At 37.3% G+C, this 17,551-nt stretch carries 20 protein-coding genes, 2 tRNA genes and 1 pseudogene; 7 read left to right on the top strand and 16 right to left on the bottom strand.

Translation table 11 applies throughout. The annotated features are described in order from the left end of the window. Positions 1-46: 46 nt before the first annotated feature. From JF73_RS03625 to JF73_RS03610, 4 genes are read right to left on the bottom strand one after another with little or no spacing between them, the layout of a single operon-like run. Positions 47-1,051 (bottom strand): L-threonylcarbamoyladenylate synthase, encoded by a 1,005-nt coding sequence (locus JF73_RS03625; RefSeq protein WP_046327011.1) that lies wholly within the window; start codon positions 1,049-1,051, stop codon positions 47-49. Next, the gene (prmC, locus tag JF73_RS03620; RefSeq protein ID WP_046327010.1) at positions 1,051-1,899 is read right to left on the bottom strand and encodes a peptide chain release factor N(5)-glutamine methyltransferase; all 849 of its coding nucleotides are present in this window, start codon (positions 1,897-1,899) and stop codon (positions 1,051-1,053) included. The genes JF73_RS03625 and prmC overlap by 1 nt, the downstream gene beginning before the upstream one ends. Next, a complete protein-coding gene (gene prfA, locus JF73_RS03615; protein WP_038522207.1) occupies positions 1,892-2,980 on the bottom strand; it encodes a peptide chain release factor 1 in 1,089 nt (362 codons plus the stop codon). Before prfA ends, prmC begins: the two co-directional genes overlap by 8 nt. A gap of 17 nt (positions 2,981-2,997) precedes the next feature. Continuing rightward, positions 2,998-3,597 carry a thymidine kinase gene (locus JF73_RS03610; RefSeq protein ID WP_046327009.1) on the bottom strand — a complete coding sequence of 200 codons (600 nt, stop codon included), beginning with the start codon at positions 3,595-3,597 and terminating at the stop codon, positions 2,998-3,000. 146 nt (positions 3,598-3,743) lie between these two features. On the opposite strand from JF73_RS03610, the gene JF73_RS03605 reads away from it, so the two are divergent. Then, positions 3,744-5,096: a Mur ligase family protein gene (locus JF73_RS03605; protein ID WP_046327008.1), complete on the top strand. Its 1,353-nt coding sequence runs from the start codon at positions 3,744-3,746 to the stop codon at positions 5,094-5,096. A 101-nt stretch (positions 5,097-5,197) separates the two neighbouring features. Here the strand turns inward: JF73_RS03605 and JF73_RS03600 are convergent, their stop codons facing one another. From JF73_RS03600 to JF73_RS03555, 10 genes are all read right to left on the bottom strand, one after another. Continuing rightward, entirely contained in the window at positions 5,198-5,563 is a 366-nt protein-coding gene (locus JF73_RS03600) for a TIGR02328 family protein (RefSeq protein ID WP_046327007.1), read from the bottom strand. Further along, positions 5,560-5,940, bottom strand: coding sequence for a YbgA family protein (locus tag JF73_RS03595; RefSeq protein ID WP_046327006.1), 381 nt, complete (start codon positions 5,938-5,940; stop codon positions 5,560-5,562). Before JF73_RS03595 ends, JF73_RS03600 begins: the two co-directional genes overlap by 4 nt. 267 nt (positions 5,941-6,207) lie before the next feature. Continuing rightward, positions 6,208-6,957: an SDR family NAD(P)-dependent oxidoreductase gene (locus tag JF73_RS03590; protein ID WP_046327005.1), complete on the bottom strand. Its 750-nt coding sequence runs from the start codon at positions 6,955-6,957 to the stop codon at positions 6,208-6,210. Between the two features lie 17 nt (positions 6,958-6,974). Then, positions 6,975-7,544 carry a 6-phospho-3-hexuloisomerase gene (gene hxlB, locus JF73_RS03585; protein WP_046327004.1) on the bottom strand — a complete coding sequence of 190 codons (570 nt, stop codon included), beginning with the start codon at positions 7,542-7,544 and terminating at the stop codon, positions 6,975-6,977. 2 nt (positions 7,545-7,546) lie between these two features. Beyond that, entirely contained in the window at positions 7,547-8,194 is a 648-nt protein-coding gene (gene rpe / locus JF73_RS03580) for a ribulose-phosphate 3-epimerase (RefSeq protein WP_046327003.1), read from the bottom strand. 25 nt (positions 8,195-8,219) lie between these two features. Further along, a complete protein-coding gene (locus JF73_RS03575) occupies positions 8,220-9,470 on the bottom strand; it encodes a PTS transporter subunit IIC (protein ID WP_046327002.1) in 1,251 nt (416 codons plus the stop codon). Between the two features lie 4 nt (positions 9,471-9,474). Beyond that, entirely contained in the window at positions 9,475-9,783 is a 309-nt protein-coding gene (locus JF73_RS03570; protein WP_046327001.1) for a PTS sugar transporter subunit IIB, read from the bottom strand. Then, the gene (locus JF73_RS03565) at positions 9,776-10,264 is read right to left on the bottom strand and encodes a PTS sugar transporter subunit IIA (RefSeq protein WP_046327000.1); all 489 of its coding nucleotides are present in this window, start codon (positions 10,262-10,264) and stop codon (positions 9,776-9,778) included. The genes JF73_RS03570 and JF73_RS03565 overlap by 8 nt, the downstream gene beginning before the upstream one ends. Before the next feature lie 18 nt (positions 10,265-10,282). After that, a complete protein-coding gene (locus JF73_RS09515) occupies positions 10,283-10,558 on the bottom strand; it encodes a PTS sugar transporter subunit IIA (RefSeq protein WP_257011437.1) in 276 nt (91 codons plus the stop codon). A gap of 33 nt (positions 10,559-10,591) precedes the next feature. After that, positions 10,592-12,307 carry a BglG family transcription antiterminator gene (locus tag JF73_RS03555; RefSeq protein ID WP_046326998.1) on the bottom strand — a complete coding sequence of 572 codons (1,716 nt, stop codon included), beginning with the start codon at positions 12,305-12,307 and terminating at the stop codon, positions 10,592-10,594. 692 nt (positions 12,308-12,999) lie between these two features. Here JF73_RS03555 and JF73_RS03550 point away from each other — a divergent pair. Further along, positions 13,000-13,623 carry a DUF3862 domain-containing protein gene (locus tag JF73_RS03550; RefSeq protein ID WP_046326997.1) on the top strand — a complete coding sequence of 208 codons (624 nt, stop codon included), beginning with the start codon at positions 13,000-13,002 and terminating at the stop codon, positions 13,621-13,623. Positions 13,624-13,878: 255 nt separating this feature from the next. After that, positions 13,879-14,751 carry a hypothetical protein gene (locus tag JF73_RS03545; RefSeq protein ID WP_046326996.1) on the top strand — a complete coding sequence of 291 codons (873 nt, stop codon included), beginning with the start codon at positions 13,879-13,881 and terminating at the stop codon, positions 14,749-14,751. A gap of 278 nt (positions 14,752-15,029) precedes the next feature. On the opposite strand, the gene JF73_RS03540 is transcribed toward JF73_RS03545, so the two are convergent. Further along, a tRNA-Gln gene (locus tag JF73_RS03540) sits at positions 15,030-15,101 on the bottom strand. Positions 15,102-15,109: 8 nt separating this feature from the next. Further along, positions 15,110-15,181 (bottom strand) — tRNA-Glu (locus JF73_RS03535). A 237-nt stretch (positions 15,182-15,418) separates the two neighbouring features. Between JF73_RS03535 and JF73_RS09705 the strand changes: the two genes are divergently transcribed. From JF73_RS09705 to JF73_RS03520, 4 genes and pseudogenes are all read left to right on the top strand, one after another. Continuing rightward, a complete protein-coding gene (locus JF73_RS09705) occupies positions 15,419-15,634 on the top strand; it encodes a hypothetical protein (protein WP_046326995.1) in 216 nt (71 codons plus the stop codon). A 13-nt stretch (positions 15,635-15,647) separates the two neighbouring features. Next, a pseudogene (locus JF73_RS09960) lies at positions 15,648-15,722 on the top strand (hypothetical protein); the annotation flags it as partial. 138 nt (positions 15,723-15,860) lie between these two features. Continuing rightward, entirely contained in the window at positions 15,861-16,313 is a 453-nt protein-coding gene (locus tag JF73_RS09815) for a DUF3021 domain-containing protein (protein ID WP_046327398.1), read from the top strand. Between the two features lie 134 nt (positions 16,314-16,447). After that, a complete protein-coding gene (locus JF73_RS03520) occupies positions 16,448-17,458 on the top strand; it encodes a serine hydrolase domain-containing protein (RefSeq protein WP_038522144.1) in 1,011 nt (336 codons plus the stop codon). Positions 17,459-17,551 lie beyond the last annotated feature (93 nt).

Raw genomic sequence — 17,551 nt, 5'->3', positions numbered from 1 at the left:
TTTAATAAAAAAAGCAAAGGGTTTAAAGTCCTTTGCTATCAAATTTTTATTTTGGCATATAGTGATGACCAGCAGCGGCTTTATTCAGTCTATTCATGTAGGCCAAAGTATCTTCACTGCCAGAAAAACCCTGCACAAATATTTGTTTAATATTAGGTTTATCATCAAAGTAACGTAATCCTCCAAAAAGATTATGATCAGCATCTGCTAAATTTTCACCCAAATTAAATTTATTAGCAGCTGGCAACTCAATCTCATTGAGAATTTTACTTAATGCCATTACCCCTGTTTCATTAGTCAAATTAAGATGAGCAAAATCGTTGGGATCATCAACAACGACAACTGGGGCACTAGGAGCATAGTGCCGGTACTTCATACCGGGAGCCTTAGGTACATCTTTATCGGCAACTTTTCCCGTATTAATCAAAACTTTTTCTCCTAAAGCTGCACTTAATTCTTCAGGCGTAATAGCACCGGGACGCAAAACAATAGGAGTTGCCACTGATAAGTCAATAATAGTCGATTCTAATCCCACCTCAGTTGGCCCGCCGTCAATAATACCTGCAATTTTACCTTTCAAGTCGTGATATACGTGTTCGGCAGTAGTGGGACTTGGTTTAGTCGAAGTGTTGGCTGAAGGACCGACTATTGGGTAGCCTAATTTACTGATTAGCTCATGCGTTAATTCATCATTAGGGCACCGAAAAGCTACCGTATCAAGTCCACCGGTCACAGCTTTAGGCAAGCTATGAGGCTTAACGTATAGTAATAAAGTCAATGGACCGGGCCAAAATTTTTTGATTAATTTTTGCGCACGTTCTGGAACTTCCTTAGCATATTGGGCCATCATAGTGGCATCAGAAACAGTGACGATTAACGGATTATCACTGGGACGACCTTTTGCTGCATAAACATTTTTAACAGCTTGCTCGTTAGTAGCAATTGCACCCAAGCCATAAACTGTTTCAGTGGGAAAAGCGACTAAATCTCCTTGAGCGAGTAATTTTACTGCATCATCAATTTGGTTCTGTGAAAAAATTTTAGTTTCCATTATTTATTCCACTTCCCTTTAACCATCCGCGGCTTGCCAGACAAATCGTTTTTAAACTCAATAGTAAAATCAGGTAATTCTTGAGCAAATAGTTCTGCCAGCTGATCTTTTTCACTAAAGCCAAATTCCAAGAAAAATTCTCCGCCAGTATTGAGGTGATCGCGCACCTGTTTGACAAATTTCTGGTAAAATTCGATCCCATTCTGACCGCCAAAAAGTGCCTCTTGCGGTTCGTTTTGCAGAACATTTTGATCCATAATATCTTTTTCCGATTCCTTAATATAAGGAGGATTAGAAATGATTTTATCGAATTTTTCCAGACCAATTAAAATATTTGCTTTGCGTACTGTCACATCAACTTTATGAATTAAGAAATTTTCCTCACACGTTCTTAAAGCAGCATCAGTAACGTCAGAAGCATATAAATCAAGCTTTGTAATATTCTTTTTGGCTGCTTCTTTAGCTAGAGCCACCGTAATGCAGCCTGAGCCAGTACCCAAATCAAGCACCTTATCACCAGTAGTTAAATCTGCTAAGGCCCATTCTACTAATTCTTCAGTTTCAAAGCGCGGAATTAAAACTCCCCGCTGAACCAAAATTTTATAGCCTAAAAACCACGAGTAGCCCAAAATATATTGGGGTGAAATTCCCTTAGCCAGCTTTTTGACGTCTTTTTGCGCTTGCTTAACCTGATCCGGAGTAAGCTGCAGATCTTGTCTCAATTGGAACCCGCTCGGATTTAACTCCAGCCTTTCAGCCAGTAAAAAGTCAATATCCTCAGGTCTCGCTTCTGGTGCTGTTTCAGCTGCCCATATCCGCAGACTTTTTAAAGTGTCAATTTTAGACATTTTGTTCGGCCAGCTCCTCCAATTGCTTAGTTTGATTATATAAAATTAAAGCATCAATAATTTCGTCAAGTTCGCCGTTCATTATGCGGTCAAGTTTATTCAGAGTCAAACCGATACGGTGATCGGTAACACGGTTTTGCGGATAGTTATAAGTTCTAATCCGTTCTGAACGGTCACCAGTTCCGACAGCATTTTTACGTTTAGCATCATATTGATCACGGTTTTGACTTTCATAATAATCATAAACACGTGATTTCAAAATTTGCATCGCTTTTTCACGGTTTTGTTGTTGACTACGTTGGTCTTGCATTGCGACAACGATACCAGTTGGCAGGTGCGTCATGCGGACCGCACTGGAAGTTTTGTTAATGTGCTGCCCACCGGCACCACTTGAGCGGTAGACGTCAACCCGAATATCTTTTGGATCTAAATCAAGGTCTACCTGTTCGTATTCAGGCATAACCGCTACAGTTGCTGTTGAAGTATGTACACGACCTTGTGATTCGGTCACAGGAACTCTTTGCACACGGTGAGCGCCGTTTTCATATTTAAGCTTAGAATAAACCTTATCGCCCGTAATCATGATTGCGATCCGCTTATAACCACCAACTTCTGTAGGTTCGCTATCAACTACAGAAACCTGCCAGTTTTGTCTTTCCGCGTATTTTTCATACATTCTGAGCAAATCACCGGCAAATAAGGAAGCTTCATCCCCACCTGCTGCTCCTCTAATTTCCATAATAATGTCTTTATCATCATTAGGGTCTTTAGGCAGCATTAAGATCTTAATCTCATCTTCAAGTTGGGCGATTTCATCTTCCAAATCATTATTTTCTTCTTTGGCCATTTCTACCAAATCGGAATCGCTTTCGCTTGCAATAATATCTTTATTATCCGCAATTTCTTTTTTATCAGCCTTGAACTTGCGGTATTTTTGGACCACGTCTCTCAGATCTGCTTCTTCTTTTGATACCTCCATATACCTCTTGGTATCATTGATAACCTCTGGATCGGCCATCATCTCTTGCAGTTCATCATAATGAGCAACAAGACCTTCAAGCTGCGCCATAATTTTATCCATGTTCTATTAATCCCTCTCTATCTTGATTGACTTGGGTGAAAATAATGAAAACGACAAACTGGGTAGTAGCTTTCATCCCCACCTATTTGTACCTGTTCTCCTTCATAAACCGGCTTGCCATTATGTATCCGTTGATTCATTGTAGCCTTTCTACCACAGTAGTGGCAAATTGTTTTTATTTCTTTAATCTTATCAGCAAAAATCAACAGGTTTTTCGTTCCTTCAAATAAATTGTTTTGGAAGTCATTTTTTAAGCCAAAAGTCATTACCGGAATACCTAAATCATCAACTATTTTGGCACATTCCACTACGTGATGCCGTTCTAAAAATTGTGCTTCATCAACAAACACGCAGGCAATTTCACCATCTCCGCGCGCTTTTTCCTGCTCGTTTACTTCCTTAATATAAGCAAAAATATCAAAGTCGTGATCTATAGGAACTGCTTTTCTGTGCAACCCAATCCTTGATGCCACAGTACCAACTCCACTGCGATTATCAATACCGCTTGTTAATAAAACAATTTTCCGACCTTGAGCCTCATAATTATGAGCGTCTTTCAGTATTTCCAAAGTTTTGCCACTGCTCATAGTGCCATACTCAAAAAATAGTTGTGCCATTCTTGCTCCTTTGTTTCATTTAAATTCACCTAACTCATCTAGTATAATGTAAAAATAAAATAAGTGCAGTTAAATAGTCGCTAAAAACTCGTTTTCAGTTCGTGGCTATGCTATAGTTGTTAATGATTTTAAAGCGAGGGAAGAATATGAGTTTTAAATCTGGAATTGCTAAAGTTGCCGGCAAATCGAGTTATTGGTTTTTACATAATGTACTTAAAGGCGGAACTAGTTTCCCCGGCAAGTTAGCTATGGATATTGATCCTGCAATTTTGAAAACATTAGCTGAGGGCTACGAAACGGTTATTGTTACCGGAACAAATGGTAAAACAATGACAACGGCATTAATCGTAGCAGCACTGCGGGAAAAATACGGCGACGTTTTAACCAATCCGTCCGGCTCCAATATGCAGCAGGGAATCATTACCGCCTTTTTGGCACACAAGAAGAAAAAGGCCAAGAGGCCAATAGCAGTACTGGAAGTTGATGAAGCTAACGTCAAAATGGTAACGGAATTGGTTCATCCCAGCGTTTTTGTTTTAACCAATATTTTTCGCGATCAAATGGATCGCTACGGTGAAATCTACACCACTTACGAAAAAATTGTTGCTGGAATTAAATTAGCACCTGAAGCAACCATCATTGCAAATGGTGATGCCAGTATCTTTTCTTCCGTTGATTTGCCTAATCCCAAAATCTATTACGGCTTTAAACTGCCAGATGATAATCCGCAAAATGATATGAAGGCTCCCGTTAATACTGACGGTATCTTATGTCCTCAATGCGATCATATTTTGCACTATCACGAACGCATCTACGCTAACTTGGGTGATTTTTTCTGCCCCAACTGCCAATACCACAGACCGGAGCTAACATATTCTGTTAACAGGATTATTGAACAAACGCCGAATAAACTTGAGTTTCAGATGGGTAGCAAAAACTACATTATAAACATTGGTGGTACTTATAACATCTATAATGCTTTGGCAGCTTATTCTGTGGCACGTCACTTTGGCTTAAGCGAAGATGAAATTGCGCAAGCTTTTGCCAGAAATAAACGTATTTTTGGTAGACAAGAGTTAATTAAATATGAAGGAAAAGAAATTGATCTGATCTTGGTTAAAAATCCGGTGGGATTAGACGAAGTACTGCACATGCTTAACACTGAAAAAGATGACTATTCCCTAGTTGCTCTGCTTAATGCTAATCACGCTGACGGCATCGACACTTCTTGGATATGGGACGGTCAATTTGAAGACTTGAATCACGATCAAATTAAAAAAATTCTGGTTGGTGGACAGCGCTGGCATGACATGGGCTTTCGTCTTGAAGTCGCCGGCTTTGACCCCGGTAAAATGGTTACCTGCACAGATAATGAGGAAGTAATCGCCAATATTGCCAATTTGCCAACTAAAAAAGTTTACATTTTATCTACCTATACTGCTATGCTTTCTTTACGTAAAACTATGGCTGAAAAGAAAATCGTTAAGGCAGGCATGTAATTATTTAAGTAAAAATATCCGCAAAACTCTGGTTGTATGTTTTGCGGATATTTTTTTAACTTAATTAGAACACTTGAATGGTTAAAACTAATTATCCCTACCTAATTTAAGTCAATGCCTTTTTGGTGCAAATTAGCTAAACAAGCTTTTAAATAGGCAGCATCATGCTCTGGGTAGATGGGGTCTGTCCAAGGAATAGCAGCTAAACTTTCGTATCTAGCACAATACTGTCCGCGATAATATGGATCAAACCATTTAACATCTGGATGATAATGGCGCCTTGCCATTTCAGCTAAAACTAATAAATGAAATTGATAAAGTTTATAGGGCGAATATTGAAAAACATAGTTAACAGTGGCATGAGGTTTACCCCAGCCACGCCCGCGTAAAGCAGCAATTTCGCGGTGTTGCCCTAATAATTGTTGCCGGGGCAATTGCCAGATTAATTCTTGGTGCCATAATCTCATGATTGTGCTTGAGCCTCCTGCATTAACCGCGAATTTAGTAAGTAGGTAACTTGATATTTGTTGGTTAGACCGCTTAAAAACGGACCTAATTCATCGTCTTGCGGCGTCAATTTTTGCAACAAGAGTAAATAAGTTTGTTTTTCTTGGGGTGTACAAATTTTCTTAAAATAACCCCAGACATGCTGATAGGCATTAGTTAATGTTTTAGTAGTGGGCGCTTGACTAGCTGCTTGTGCTAACAAGTGCTCAAATTCAGTTTCTTTTTGTTCTGACCACATATTATCTTTAGCTAACAATCGAATCTGCTCATAACATGCTTGAGAGTGAGCCATTACCCAATATTTGTTATAAGCCCAGTCTTCCTGCCATTTAATCATTTACCTAACTCCATTTTTGTAATCTTATTATAAAAAGTGCATATTTAGTTATCATTTTAGTAACGAAAAATTCTAACTGACTGCATTTTAGGCCAAATATGAACTTGGTACAAATGATTAAGTCTAACAGATTGATTTGCAAATTTAACTAAGATTTTTGCTATAACTAAATGCGTTTAGTAGTCCCCTTTTTAGTTAGCGTATGAAAATATAGACACAATAATACCCCCAAATCTCTTTTTAATTCGGGGGTATTATAAAACCAAATTATCTGACCGTTCTGTTGCCGTCAAGCAAAATTGTTTGACCCTGAATATACGAATTTTCAGGACTAGCTAAGAAGTATGCTAGATTGGCAACGTCCGAAACAGTGCCAATTCTTCTAACCGCAATTTGTTTTAGTAAAGGCGCCAAACTTTCCTTAGTAGGATAATGCACGCTTAACAAGCCGGAGTCAATTACCCTTGGTGCAATAGCATTAACGGTTACCCCTTTTGGTCCCAGTTCCTTAGCAAGACCGCGCATCAGTCCTTCTCCGCCGGCTTTTGAAGCAGGATAAGCTACTCCGCCGCCAGTTCCACTAAGAGCTGAACCAGAGCTGATAAATACGATACTGCCCTTGTTCTCCAGAAATTCTTGATAAAAGGCTTTAACAGTGTAAAAGTAACCACTTAAGTTGATATTAAGCACTTTTTGCCATTCTGCCGGTGTTATTTCGGATACTTTATCAGCGTAGGCAATGCCTGCATCAAGTACAAGGACGTCAATTCTACCAAATTCAGCCATTACTTGGTCATGAACGTTTTGTAAATCCTGATAGTTAGAAACGTCCGTTTTAACAAAAAGAGATTTTTGATATTTATTTGTTATCTCTGCCGCAATTTGCTTTCCCTTTTCACTGTCATAATCAACAATGACCGTATTCGCACCGTTTGCGGCAAACTTTTCTGCTATTCCTTTACCAATACCGTTAGCGCCGCCTGTTACCAGTACAACCTGTCCGTCAAACTTTTTCATATTATCTATCCTTTCTCTCACTCAAAATCCGCGTGTCTTTGGAACATTGAAACTGAAGTTTCACCGGTCTGATCCATTAAATTCATTACTATGCCGTCAAAAGTTAAAAATGATAGTTGTTCAAATACCGAGCCCATTGGTTGCGTAAAACCAGTAGTTTTATCTTGCGCTGTCTTGGTTTTTCCCGGAATAATCAATGTATGATTAGCAAGTTTCGCAATAGTAGATTCCTTAGTAGTAGAAAACAAGATGATTTTTACTTTGGCGGCTGCAGCTTTTTGCGCTAAGGCTTTTAAACTAGTAGTTTCTCCGGAGCCGGAACAGATAATTAATAAATCTCCCGGCTGTGAATGGGGTGAACTGATTTCTCCAACGATGCTAACTGAAAATCCTAAATGCAATAACCTATTGCCAAAGCCCCGCACAGCCAAGCCAGAACGGCCAGCACCTGCTAAAAATATATGATTAGCATGCAATATTTCAGTCACAACTAAAGCAATATCAGCTGTATCTTCTTGTTCCGCATAATGTGTCAACTGGTTTAAAATTTTTAATGTATAATTTTGCAATTTCTTTTCTCTTTTCATCACTATTTGACTGCATTTCTGAGCTTAAGCAGCTGCTGTTTCACTTGGTTACCATTAAATAAATAACCACCTACTACCAACATATCTGCTCCTGCAGCAGCACACTGTGCGGCATATTTATCATTTATTCCACCATCCACTTCAATTTTGATGTCGCGTCCCTTGACCATTTCCCGTACGTTTTTAATCTTGTCAACGGTTTGCGGAATAAATCTTTGCCCAGGCTGACCAGGATTAATCGACATGACCAATACATAGTCAATTTCATCTAAGAGGTATTTCAATACTGCCTCCGGCGTTCCGGGACTTAAAGCAACACCAGCTTTGCAGCCGGCTTTTTTAATTTGCTGTAAAACAAAATGGATGTGCGGTGTTGATTCATAATGAACGCAGATCATTTCCGCACCTGTAGCAATTGCATCATCTAAATGTGCCAACGGATGGGCAAGCATCATATGAATATCAAATTTCATCTTGCTGTATTCTTTCAGCGCCTGAACCTGATTAGGACCAAAAGCAATGTTGGAAACAAAATTGCCATCCATCATGTCTACGTGCAAAGTCCTAACGTTTTCACTTTCTAAAATGTCAATTTCCTTTTGCAGATTAAGAATATCTGCGCCAAAAATTGACGGTAATATTTCACTCATATTTTGGATAACCCCATATATCTTTTTAAAAAATAGTACTTAACCAGTAAATTAGTGCATTCCACGGTTCCGACAGTGTCAGGTCAGATGACAATCCACTGACATGGACGCCGCCCGTTTGAATAATTTTGGTTGCGCCGGGGGCAACATAAGCTTCCAAATACAGGGTTACGCTACAGAAAATCACACCAATCAAAATAGTTCTAAACAAGTTGCCCTTAGTCATTAAAGTGCCCGCAACCGAAATATAAATAATTGACATTAAAAGGCCCACTGGGAACAATCTAATATTTGGCAAAAACAAAGCACAGAGAATCACCAGCGGAATGGTGATGACAGTGGCAGTTTCAGTGGCTGGATCGCCTAAGCCTAAAGCAATATCCATCCCAATGTTCAAATTAGCCTTTTTACCCATTTGTTTCGTCATTGTTGAACGTGCCGCTTTGCCAACTGGAGAAATACCTTCCATTAACACTCCCACCATTTTTGGCATCAAAACCATAACGCTGGCTATTCCAATCGCCATAGTAACTGTATGAGCCAAATTTTGGCGGGTTAAAAGTGCGAGTAAAATACCGACTATGGTGCCGATAACGGAAGATTCGCCAAAAACACCTAACTTTTTGTTTACTTTCTCTAAACTCAGATCAACCTTATTTAGCCCGGGAATAAAATCAATTAATTTATTGATTAGCCAAGCAAAAGGCATAACCCAGGCAGTATAGATAATCGTAGTGCAGGTGGTGCCGTCTAAACCGAAGTAATTTTGCCATTTTGGTGCTAATTTATCACCAATGAAAAGCGCAATAACTGACATGCCCACCGTCACCAGCAAACCAATCCAAAAGTTATTGAATAAAACATAAGCTAATGAACCTGGTATTAAGAAGTGCATGTAATTCCAAATATCGACGTTCATTGTTTTTGTTAAACCGGTTCGCACCAAAACAATATTGATAATTATTCCTAATAGAATTGCCAAACCGGCAAAAGGTGCTACCCACGAAGCTGCACCGACCGCTGGCCAACCAATATCAGTAATCGTGTAGCCGGTACCTAACTTAGAATAATAGTCCACAGCAGGTTTTAACGAAGCAGTTAACAGATTAACAACTAAAGTAAGTCCCATAAATCCGATACCGACAGTTAAACCAGACTTAATTGCATCCCCGATTTTCATTCTAAAAATCATGCCCAGAATGAAAATGATGATTGGCAGCAGAGCTGTGGCACCAATATTAATAATGGTCTTAAAAATTTGTCCTAGTATTTCCATAATTTCACTCCCTATCCTTTGTTAAAGAAAGCAATTTTTCGCCTACTTTTTGCCTTAGTTCTGCAGTATTAATCCCAGTAATAAAGCCGGTGACGCTCATTAAGGGTGTGTCAATTTTGCCGCGGTAATTATTGGTGGTAAAAACAATGTCATAGTTTTGACTCATACTGGGCATTTCTGTCATGCTGCATTTGGAAATAGCATAATTAGTAATCCCATATTCTCGGCAAACATCTTCAATATCGTCTGCAGCAATAGTTGAAGTCGCTACCCCACTGCCACAAGCAACTAAAATATTTAATTTTTCAGTCATCAGAATTTTCCTTTCTCTTTTTTTCTGCAACACGAATTACTGTTTCCACTTCGTCTTTATTTGTGCAATTTTTGATTTGCTGCACAAACGAATCGGTCTGCAGTAATTTCATAATTTCTTTAAGTAAATCAAGGTGATCACTACCATTAGTGAGACCGAGCGTAAATAGTGTGTCTACGGGTAATTTGATTATCGCATCATCCATGCGTCTCATAGTAATTGGTTTAGTCAATGTAATAACAGCTACAAAGGGCTTGTTGATAAACTGGGGATCGCCGTGTGGAATTGCTACAGTATAGTTTTGCAGCTGCAACCCCGTAGGATAGTTATCCTCTCTGTGATTAATAAAATCTAAAAAGCCTTTTTTGACATAACCCTCATTCAAAAGCTTGTCTGACACTTTTGAAAAGAGTTCTGCCCTACTTTGAGCTTGGCAATTCAAAAAAATCGTATCTTTTTTAACATAATCGGTTAATTGCAAAACTTATTTGCTCCTTTCTTAAGCGGTAAGAAACTTTTGGACTAATTTTTCTGCTTCCTTGGTATTCGCAGATTGAGACAGCGTATGAATAAAGGTCGTATCTTTTGCCATATTTTTAACTTGATAAAGTAAAGGTAAATGATCTGTCTTATTCGGTGTGGTCAACAGAGCGACAACATTGACTTGGGCTGACTCGTATTTGACGGGATTTGCGGAAACCAATAGTGTCAGTCCTAATTGTTGGGGATAAACGTCTGGATCCAAATGTAACAGTGGTATCTGCCTATTTAACAAAATATAGTCGGGTTGATCACGGTACTCTTTTTTCTAAGCTAGGAAGAAAGCGTCACTCACAATTTTGCTTTTAATCATTGGCTCCGAAATTTTTGCTATTAACCTCGTCCAAGAATATTGCTGGTGGGTAAAAATGACCTTAATATAAGGTTTGCTCTTTGACAGTTCTTGTGACATCTCGTCAAATAAATTGCTTTCCGGTATTAGCAGCTTAGTCAAACCGTCTTCAAGACCTTTTTTATCCTTTATTTCAGCAAAGTCAGCAACTACCTTCATGATTTGGGGAATATCAATATTAGAGAAGTTTAAGTTCAACAATTTTTTAAAAACGTCATTTCTTAGTTTGGTAATACTGTGCTCATTTAGAATTTCATTGATAACAAAAACTGTTTTTTCTGACTTAAGCGGCACCGTGGAAAAAACCACATCATAAGGCAAAACAAAATTTTTATATTCACGCACTGAGCAAGCTGGATAAAACGATAACTCAGGAAAAGCCACCCGCAGATTATTTTCCAGTATTTTTGAGGTTGAAACTCCGTTAGGACAAACCGGTATTGCCCGACCTATTTTTCTTTTGCGGTCATTAACCTTATTTTCTAGGAGGTGACCTCCAATAAAAATAGTCACAAAAGCAGTTTCGTCAGGCGAAATTTGAGTACCAAAAAAATTATTTAAAGGTGTCATTGACTGCGCCACAATCTCATATAGGCTGTGATATTTAGTGATAATCTCCTTAAACATGGGATTGTTATCTGGCAGTTTATATTTAATGCGGTAATAAGCTGGTCTAAAATGATCAATCAGCTTTTTTAACAGATCCTTTTTATTCGGCAGCACAATAAATGACTTTAATTCAAATTCATTCAAAAATTCCCACAATGCGTTAATCAATCTTGTTTGCACAGAAGCGGATATTTTTTGCTGCTGCTTAACATTTGCCCCTAAAATAAAAAGAGCAACAAAACTTTTTTCCTGAAGTGAAAATTCATCAAAAAAAGTTTGTTCGAGGGCCTGATATTCTGCTGTTTGCTTAATTTCTTCATCGTTAGCCAGTTCATTAGCAATCAAATTTTTATTTTGCTTGATCCGATTAGTGACTGCTGTTAAAAACAAAATTAGCAGAAAGAAGTCATCATCAGTATATTTTTTCCCGAGCTGTTCTTCTATTTTCAACAAGCTGCTTTCAATTGCAGGATAGTTATCATTGATGTCTGGTAACAGCTGGAGGCAGGTATCAAAGCCCAGCGCCGTATAAATCTTTAAAATACCTTTATACAGCAGCATGCGTTTATCCCATTCGTGTCCTATTAGGCGATAGCCGTTTTTACGGGAAAAAGTAATCTTTAATCCTAAGTCTGCAATTTGGGTACGGGTTCTCTTAAGATCGGCTAAAACGGTGTTCTTGCTAACATGAAATTCAAAAACAAAATCGTTTAGAAAGAGTGGACTGGTTCTGCTCAAGATCAGTGTTAGGAGAAGCCACACTCTTTCGTCAGGTAAAAAAGTACGTAAATTATTTTTTTCTTTGTGATTGGCAAAATAATTAACCAGTTCTCTCTTGGCAAAATAAGTTTTATTTTTTAAGACAATTAATGGTAACTTCTGCAATTTAAGATAACTGTTGATGTTGGCAATAGCATAATTAACCTGCCTATCCGTCAAATCGAACTGTTCCTTAAGCTCTTTTTTAGTAACTGTGCCCTCTTTCGCTATTCTTAATAAAATTTCTTTATTCTGGCTGCTCAATTCATTCACCTCCTTCCGCTCAATTCGATTATAAGCGCTTACACATACTGCTAAATCACTAATTCAGTCCAATTTATGTCATGCTCATTAGTGAATTTGTGTTTTGCGGTGAACTCTAAATATTCTTGTTTATCATTTTGTTTGAAATAAAAAGTGCCAGACTGCTTAAACAGCCTGACACTTATTAGTTATTTCTTCAGCTTGGTTAAACCAAACTTTTTTCCAAATTCTTCTTCCAGAGCAGCTTTTAGATACGATCTGGCCTGCCTATCTCATCAGAAAGCAAAACTACTATCTTTAATTACAGAGATACTGCAGCGATAAGATATTCTGCTTTTTAATTAAAATCAGCTCCAATTTTTACAGATTATAACTTTTGTTTATCTTTTCATTAGATTTTATCTTAAATTATTTAAATGGCACTAATAGCTAAACTCCCCTTCATTACTGCTGTTAGACCTATTCTAGCCGAGAATTTAATCGTCCCAAATTTTACCAAAATGATCTTTTGACTTATTTACCTTAATAAGGTTCTAGGATAAAATTAAACTATACCGGATTATAAATTGATGATGAAATGTGGCTTTGAATTCAAAAATATTTCATTAATGCTATGAGCAAACATTAATTTTTGTTTTGTCCACCACGTCAGTGACATTAAACCTACGGCAATAGCACTTCAGGAGGAAGTAATGAAAAAGTTCAAGAAGATTTTGACAGTGGCAGCAACTGGTATGATTGCCTTATCATTAGTTGGCTGTTCTGATAATAGTAGTAAATCTGGCAGTAGTAAGCCCAAAAGCAGCCAGAAAGTAAAGAAGACTAATACTCAAAAAACTTCTTTTAGAAAATCATACGACAAGATTAAAGTTGGTGATGTCATGCAACAAGGTAACAGTGGCAGCACCATTAAAGATGTTAAAGGCATTTTGGGTCAGCCTGAGTCGGTTTCATCTACTGCAGTTAAAGGTTTTAAGGTGAAATCATATTCTTGGACCAAATATGACACTACTATTTTGGTGCAATTCAGTCATAAAAAGGCTATCACTAAGACAGTTTCGGGTTTTAAATGGACTCGCAGCAGCAATACGCTATCGCTTAAAGCATTTAATAGTTTGAAAGACGGCAGTTCTTACAGTACTATCGTCAATGCTTATGGTGAACCTGACGGACTGAGTGAAAATGTGGTTTTGGGTAAGAAAAATGTCACCGCAGTTTACTTCACTGGAATTAAAGCTAAGAATGCTGGTGCAAGTGCCAGTTTTTCATTTACTGACGATAAGCTGATATCTAAAACGCAAACTAATTTAAAATAAACAAAAAAGCTAGATGAGCAAAGCACATCTAGTTTTTTATTGGGTAATCTATGCAAATTTAATTGTTTGTTCTCGCAAACCTTGATTGAGAGTGAGAAAATACGGTTCATATTTTTTTGCTCAATTGGGCAATAATTAAAAATGTAATTGACAAAACTAATTTTATTAATTACTTTACTATATGTAAACAATTATTCTAAATATTCATAAAAAAATGATATTTATTAATGTATAATTATTTTTGAGGTGAGGAAAATGAGTAAAAAGGCGGAAGAAAATAAAGATACAAATATTGAACAGGAAGCCTGGGATTTTGTTGATCTTGTATTTACAGGTAAATATAAAACAGATACGCAGGACGCTAACCTAGTGGAACTTGCGGAAAATCTCAAAGGTAATGAAATCGCTTTAAAGTACATTGATCTAGATATTCAAAATCTTATTTATAGCACTGTTATTGGTAATGATAAAGGATTCAAGGAAATACTAAAAAATTGCTATGATGAACTTGACAAACCAGATTCAAAGCCAGTTAATAAAAATAACTTACCACTTTACCTGGGAAAATTAAAAGATCTTACAGATCCTGAAAGTCAAGACCTTTATAATAATGTAGTTGCTTCATATAAACGGTATTATGGTGTTATAACTAAACAAGGGGATTTGGTTAATATTAAGGAACGACTGGATGACCTAGACCGAAGAGTCAAAAATAATAGTATAGATGCCAAAAATAATATAAAAAATAATATTATAGAGGCAGAAAACAATATTAAAAAGGAGCTTTATCCAGAATTCATTGCAATTCTCGGTATCTTCACCGCTATTACTTTTGCCATTTTCGGTGGAATGAACTTACTTAGCAACTTATTCCAGAATATGAGAAGTACACATGCTTCATTAGGTCAAGCTCTAATTCTTGCTTCCGTTTTCGGCTTTACCTTGTGGGGACTTATTGAAATACTTTTTATTTGGATTTCAAAAATCAATCTAACAAAAGATGATAAAATTGATAAAGATGATAAAAAAGAAAAGAAAATAGATAAAAAGGAAAAAATTTTTAATTGGTCTGCACTTAGTTTCTTAACAGTAATACTAATTTTTGGACTTGCGCTATTTTTCAGTTAGAAAGATATTTCGCATATTAATAAAAAGCATGTATCAGTATATAGACATTAATTTTACACTTTGAGATAGCTTTTAAATTTGAAACGAATTTGAGAATTTTATTTTAGCTAAACACTAATAGATTAATCCACTTACCGATCAATTTAAAAAATTAAAGTTTTAGCCCATTTAGGCTAATTCATAAAACCAAAAAAGCTAGATGAATATTATTCATCTAGCTTTTCTTAACGCTCTGATGAGCATTAGCTACCACCACGATTGCCGTTGAGCTGTTTTTATTGGGATATCCGGGCTCGAACCGAAACATGCAGGAACCAGAAACCTGTGCCTTACCATTTGGCTATATCCCAGTGTTAAATCACCCGCACGAGAATTGAACTCGTAACTCCACCTTGAGAGGGTGGCGTCTTAACCATTTGACCAGCGGGCAAAATCAACAGTAATTATTATGCTTGAAGCGGGGTCCGATGTCAAGTGCTTTTTACTCTAAAAGAAAGATTTTGCTAACCTCTTAGCAATTCTGATTGAATAAAGACGCTAAAGCCTGCTGTATTTAGCTTTATCCCCCTACTTCCAGTTATCATAGAAAAACGACCAGTTACACAAATTTTGTTCACAAAATGATGCTCCCTTGCTATCTTAAATGCTAAGGAAAGGAAACTAAGCCATGTTAGTAAATCAAAAAGCAATTTCTCACTTGCGAGAATTGTTCGTGACAGTCAATACACCCCAAATTAATGAGAACAGCACTAATCTGCGTGATAATTTGGACCGCTTTTTAAATGAGCAAATTCTCATCGGTTTTAAATCCGGACGGAAAAAGATTATTGCTTTTCACGAAATTATTTCAATTCATACACAAAAAAAAGGAAGTCGTCTGTGAAACTGAGCAATATGTGTACCGAATAAAGCAACGTCTTTATGAAGTTAAGCTTTTGCTGCCAAGACAACTTTTTGTGCAAATATCCAGTTCAGAAATTGTTAATTTCAGCTACATTCAAGAATTTGCACTGGCACAAAACGGGAATTTATCAAGTTATTCTCAAAAACGGCAAAATGACTTACACTTCCCGCCGTTATATGCAAAAAATCAAAAAGGAGTATTTATCATGAAAAATCTCAAATCTTTAATTAGCCGTTCTCTTATCTCTGCACCGATCGGAGTGACTATCGGGCTAATTTTTGCACTTATATTTTGTCAAGTAAACAACTTGCCACAATTTACCCCATCTATTGAAAATTTTGTCAGTTTATTTGCTAATCCGGTGCAGGCAACTTTTGTCTCCATGATTATTTGGGCACTAATGGGTGCGATTTATGGTGGTAGCACCGTAATTTTTGAACAAGAAAGATGGAGCATTACCCGCCAAACATTTAGTCATTTTCTCATTACCTATATCTTGGTGACGCCCCTGTCTATCCTTGCGGGAATGCCTTTTAATCTCACAATTTTTTTGGGTTACACCCTCAACTACTGCGTAGTCTACTTCATAATCTGGCTTGCCACCATGTTCTTTTCTCGTAGAATGGTTGAGCAATTAAACGAAAAAATCCCTAAATAAAAATAGTAGTAATATTTAAAAACTTGAATGCTGACTGGCTTTCAAGTTTTTTGTATCAAACTGCGTGAAAAGATAATAAATGTCATTTAGTTAGATATAATATAATTAGAAATATTAACTGAAAGACAGATTTTATGATTGACTACTCAAACACCCAAAATTTAATTGAATCAATGGTTACGGAACGCATTGTACCGGGCGTAAACTATGCTTTTTTTAAAAATGACCAAGTTTTCACTTCAACCGTCGGCTTTGCAAGTACCTATCCGACAGTTACGCAACTTAGCCCGTTTGCTATTTATGATTTAGCCAGTCTGACCAAAGTAATTATTACTGAAAATATTTTGCTTAAATTATATCAAGATGGACAGCTCAATTTTACTGAACCACTGCACGACTTTATTCCCGAATTTAAAGATGAACGTGTCCGCCTTTTTCATCTGCTTACCCACACCAGCGGAATCCGTGGCTGGATTGAAAAGCGTGATCAATTATCCCACGACGAATTAATCAATGCCATCATTCATTTACCTGTCACAGACGAGTTTGAACATAAAATGCGCTATGCCGATACGAATTTTATCTTGTTGGGGTTGGTTGTTAAAAAAATATTTGGGCAGCCAGTTCAAGAAGTTGGTCAAAAATTAATAATCGAGCCTTCTGGTTTGGAAAACACGACATTCAATCCCCCTAAGGACTTATGTGTGCCCACTGCTGTTTACCAAGGGAAAGTTTTGCAGGGTGAGCCGCACGATCCTAAAGCACGCCAGCTTGGCAGTGATTGCGGTTCAGCAGGACTTTTCTCCACAATGAATGACTTGGTTAAATTAAGTAAAGGTTACTTGGGCTTGGATAAACAAATTCTGCCCTTCAGTCAAGAACTTGTCGCAATGTTATTCGATAATAAAAATCCGGCGGGCGTCAAACCGCGCTCATGGGGCTGGGACTTGCGCTTTGACCCTCAGTTGCATTACCCCCTAATTCTGCATACAGGCTTCACTGGTGTTCTTATGCTTCTTGACCGTGTAAAAAAGTCTGGTCTAATTCTTTTAACCAATCGTATTCACCCTACTGGTCATAATCAGGTCTTTCTAACTATGAGAGAAAGAATTATTCAGAGTTTTTTAAAAGAAAACGATCAATAAAAAAATAGTTTAATCGCATTACAGCTGAAGTTGGCACTCCTTTTCAAAATTAGCTTGTAGTATACTGGTAGAAGAAGACAGAATTTTACTCCC

The sequence above is a fragment of the Lactobacillus helsingborgensis genome (assembly GCF_000970855.1).
GTDB lineage: Bacteria > Bacillota > Bacilli > Lactobacillales > Lactobacillaceae > Lactobacillus > Lactobacillus helsingborgensis.
This window is presented reverse-complemented; position numbering and strand designations above follow the sequence as displayed.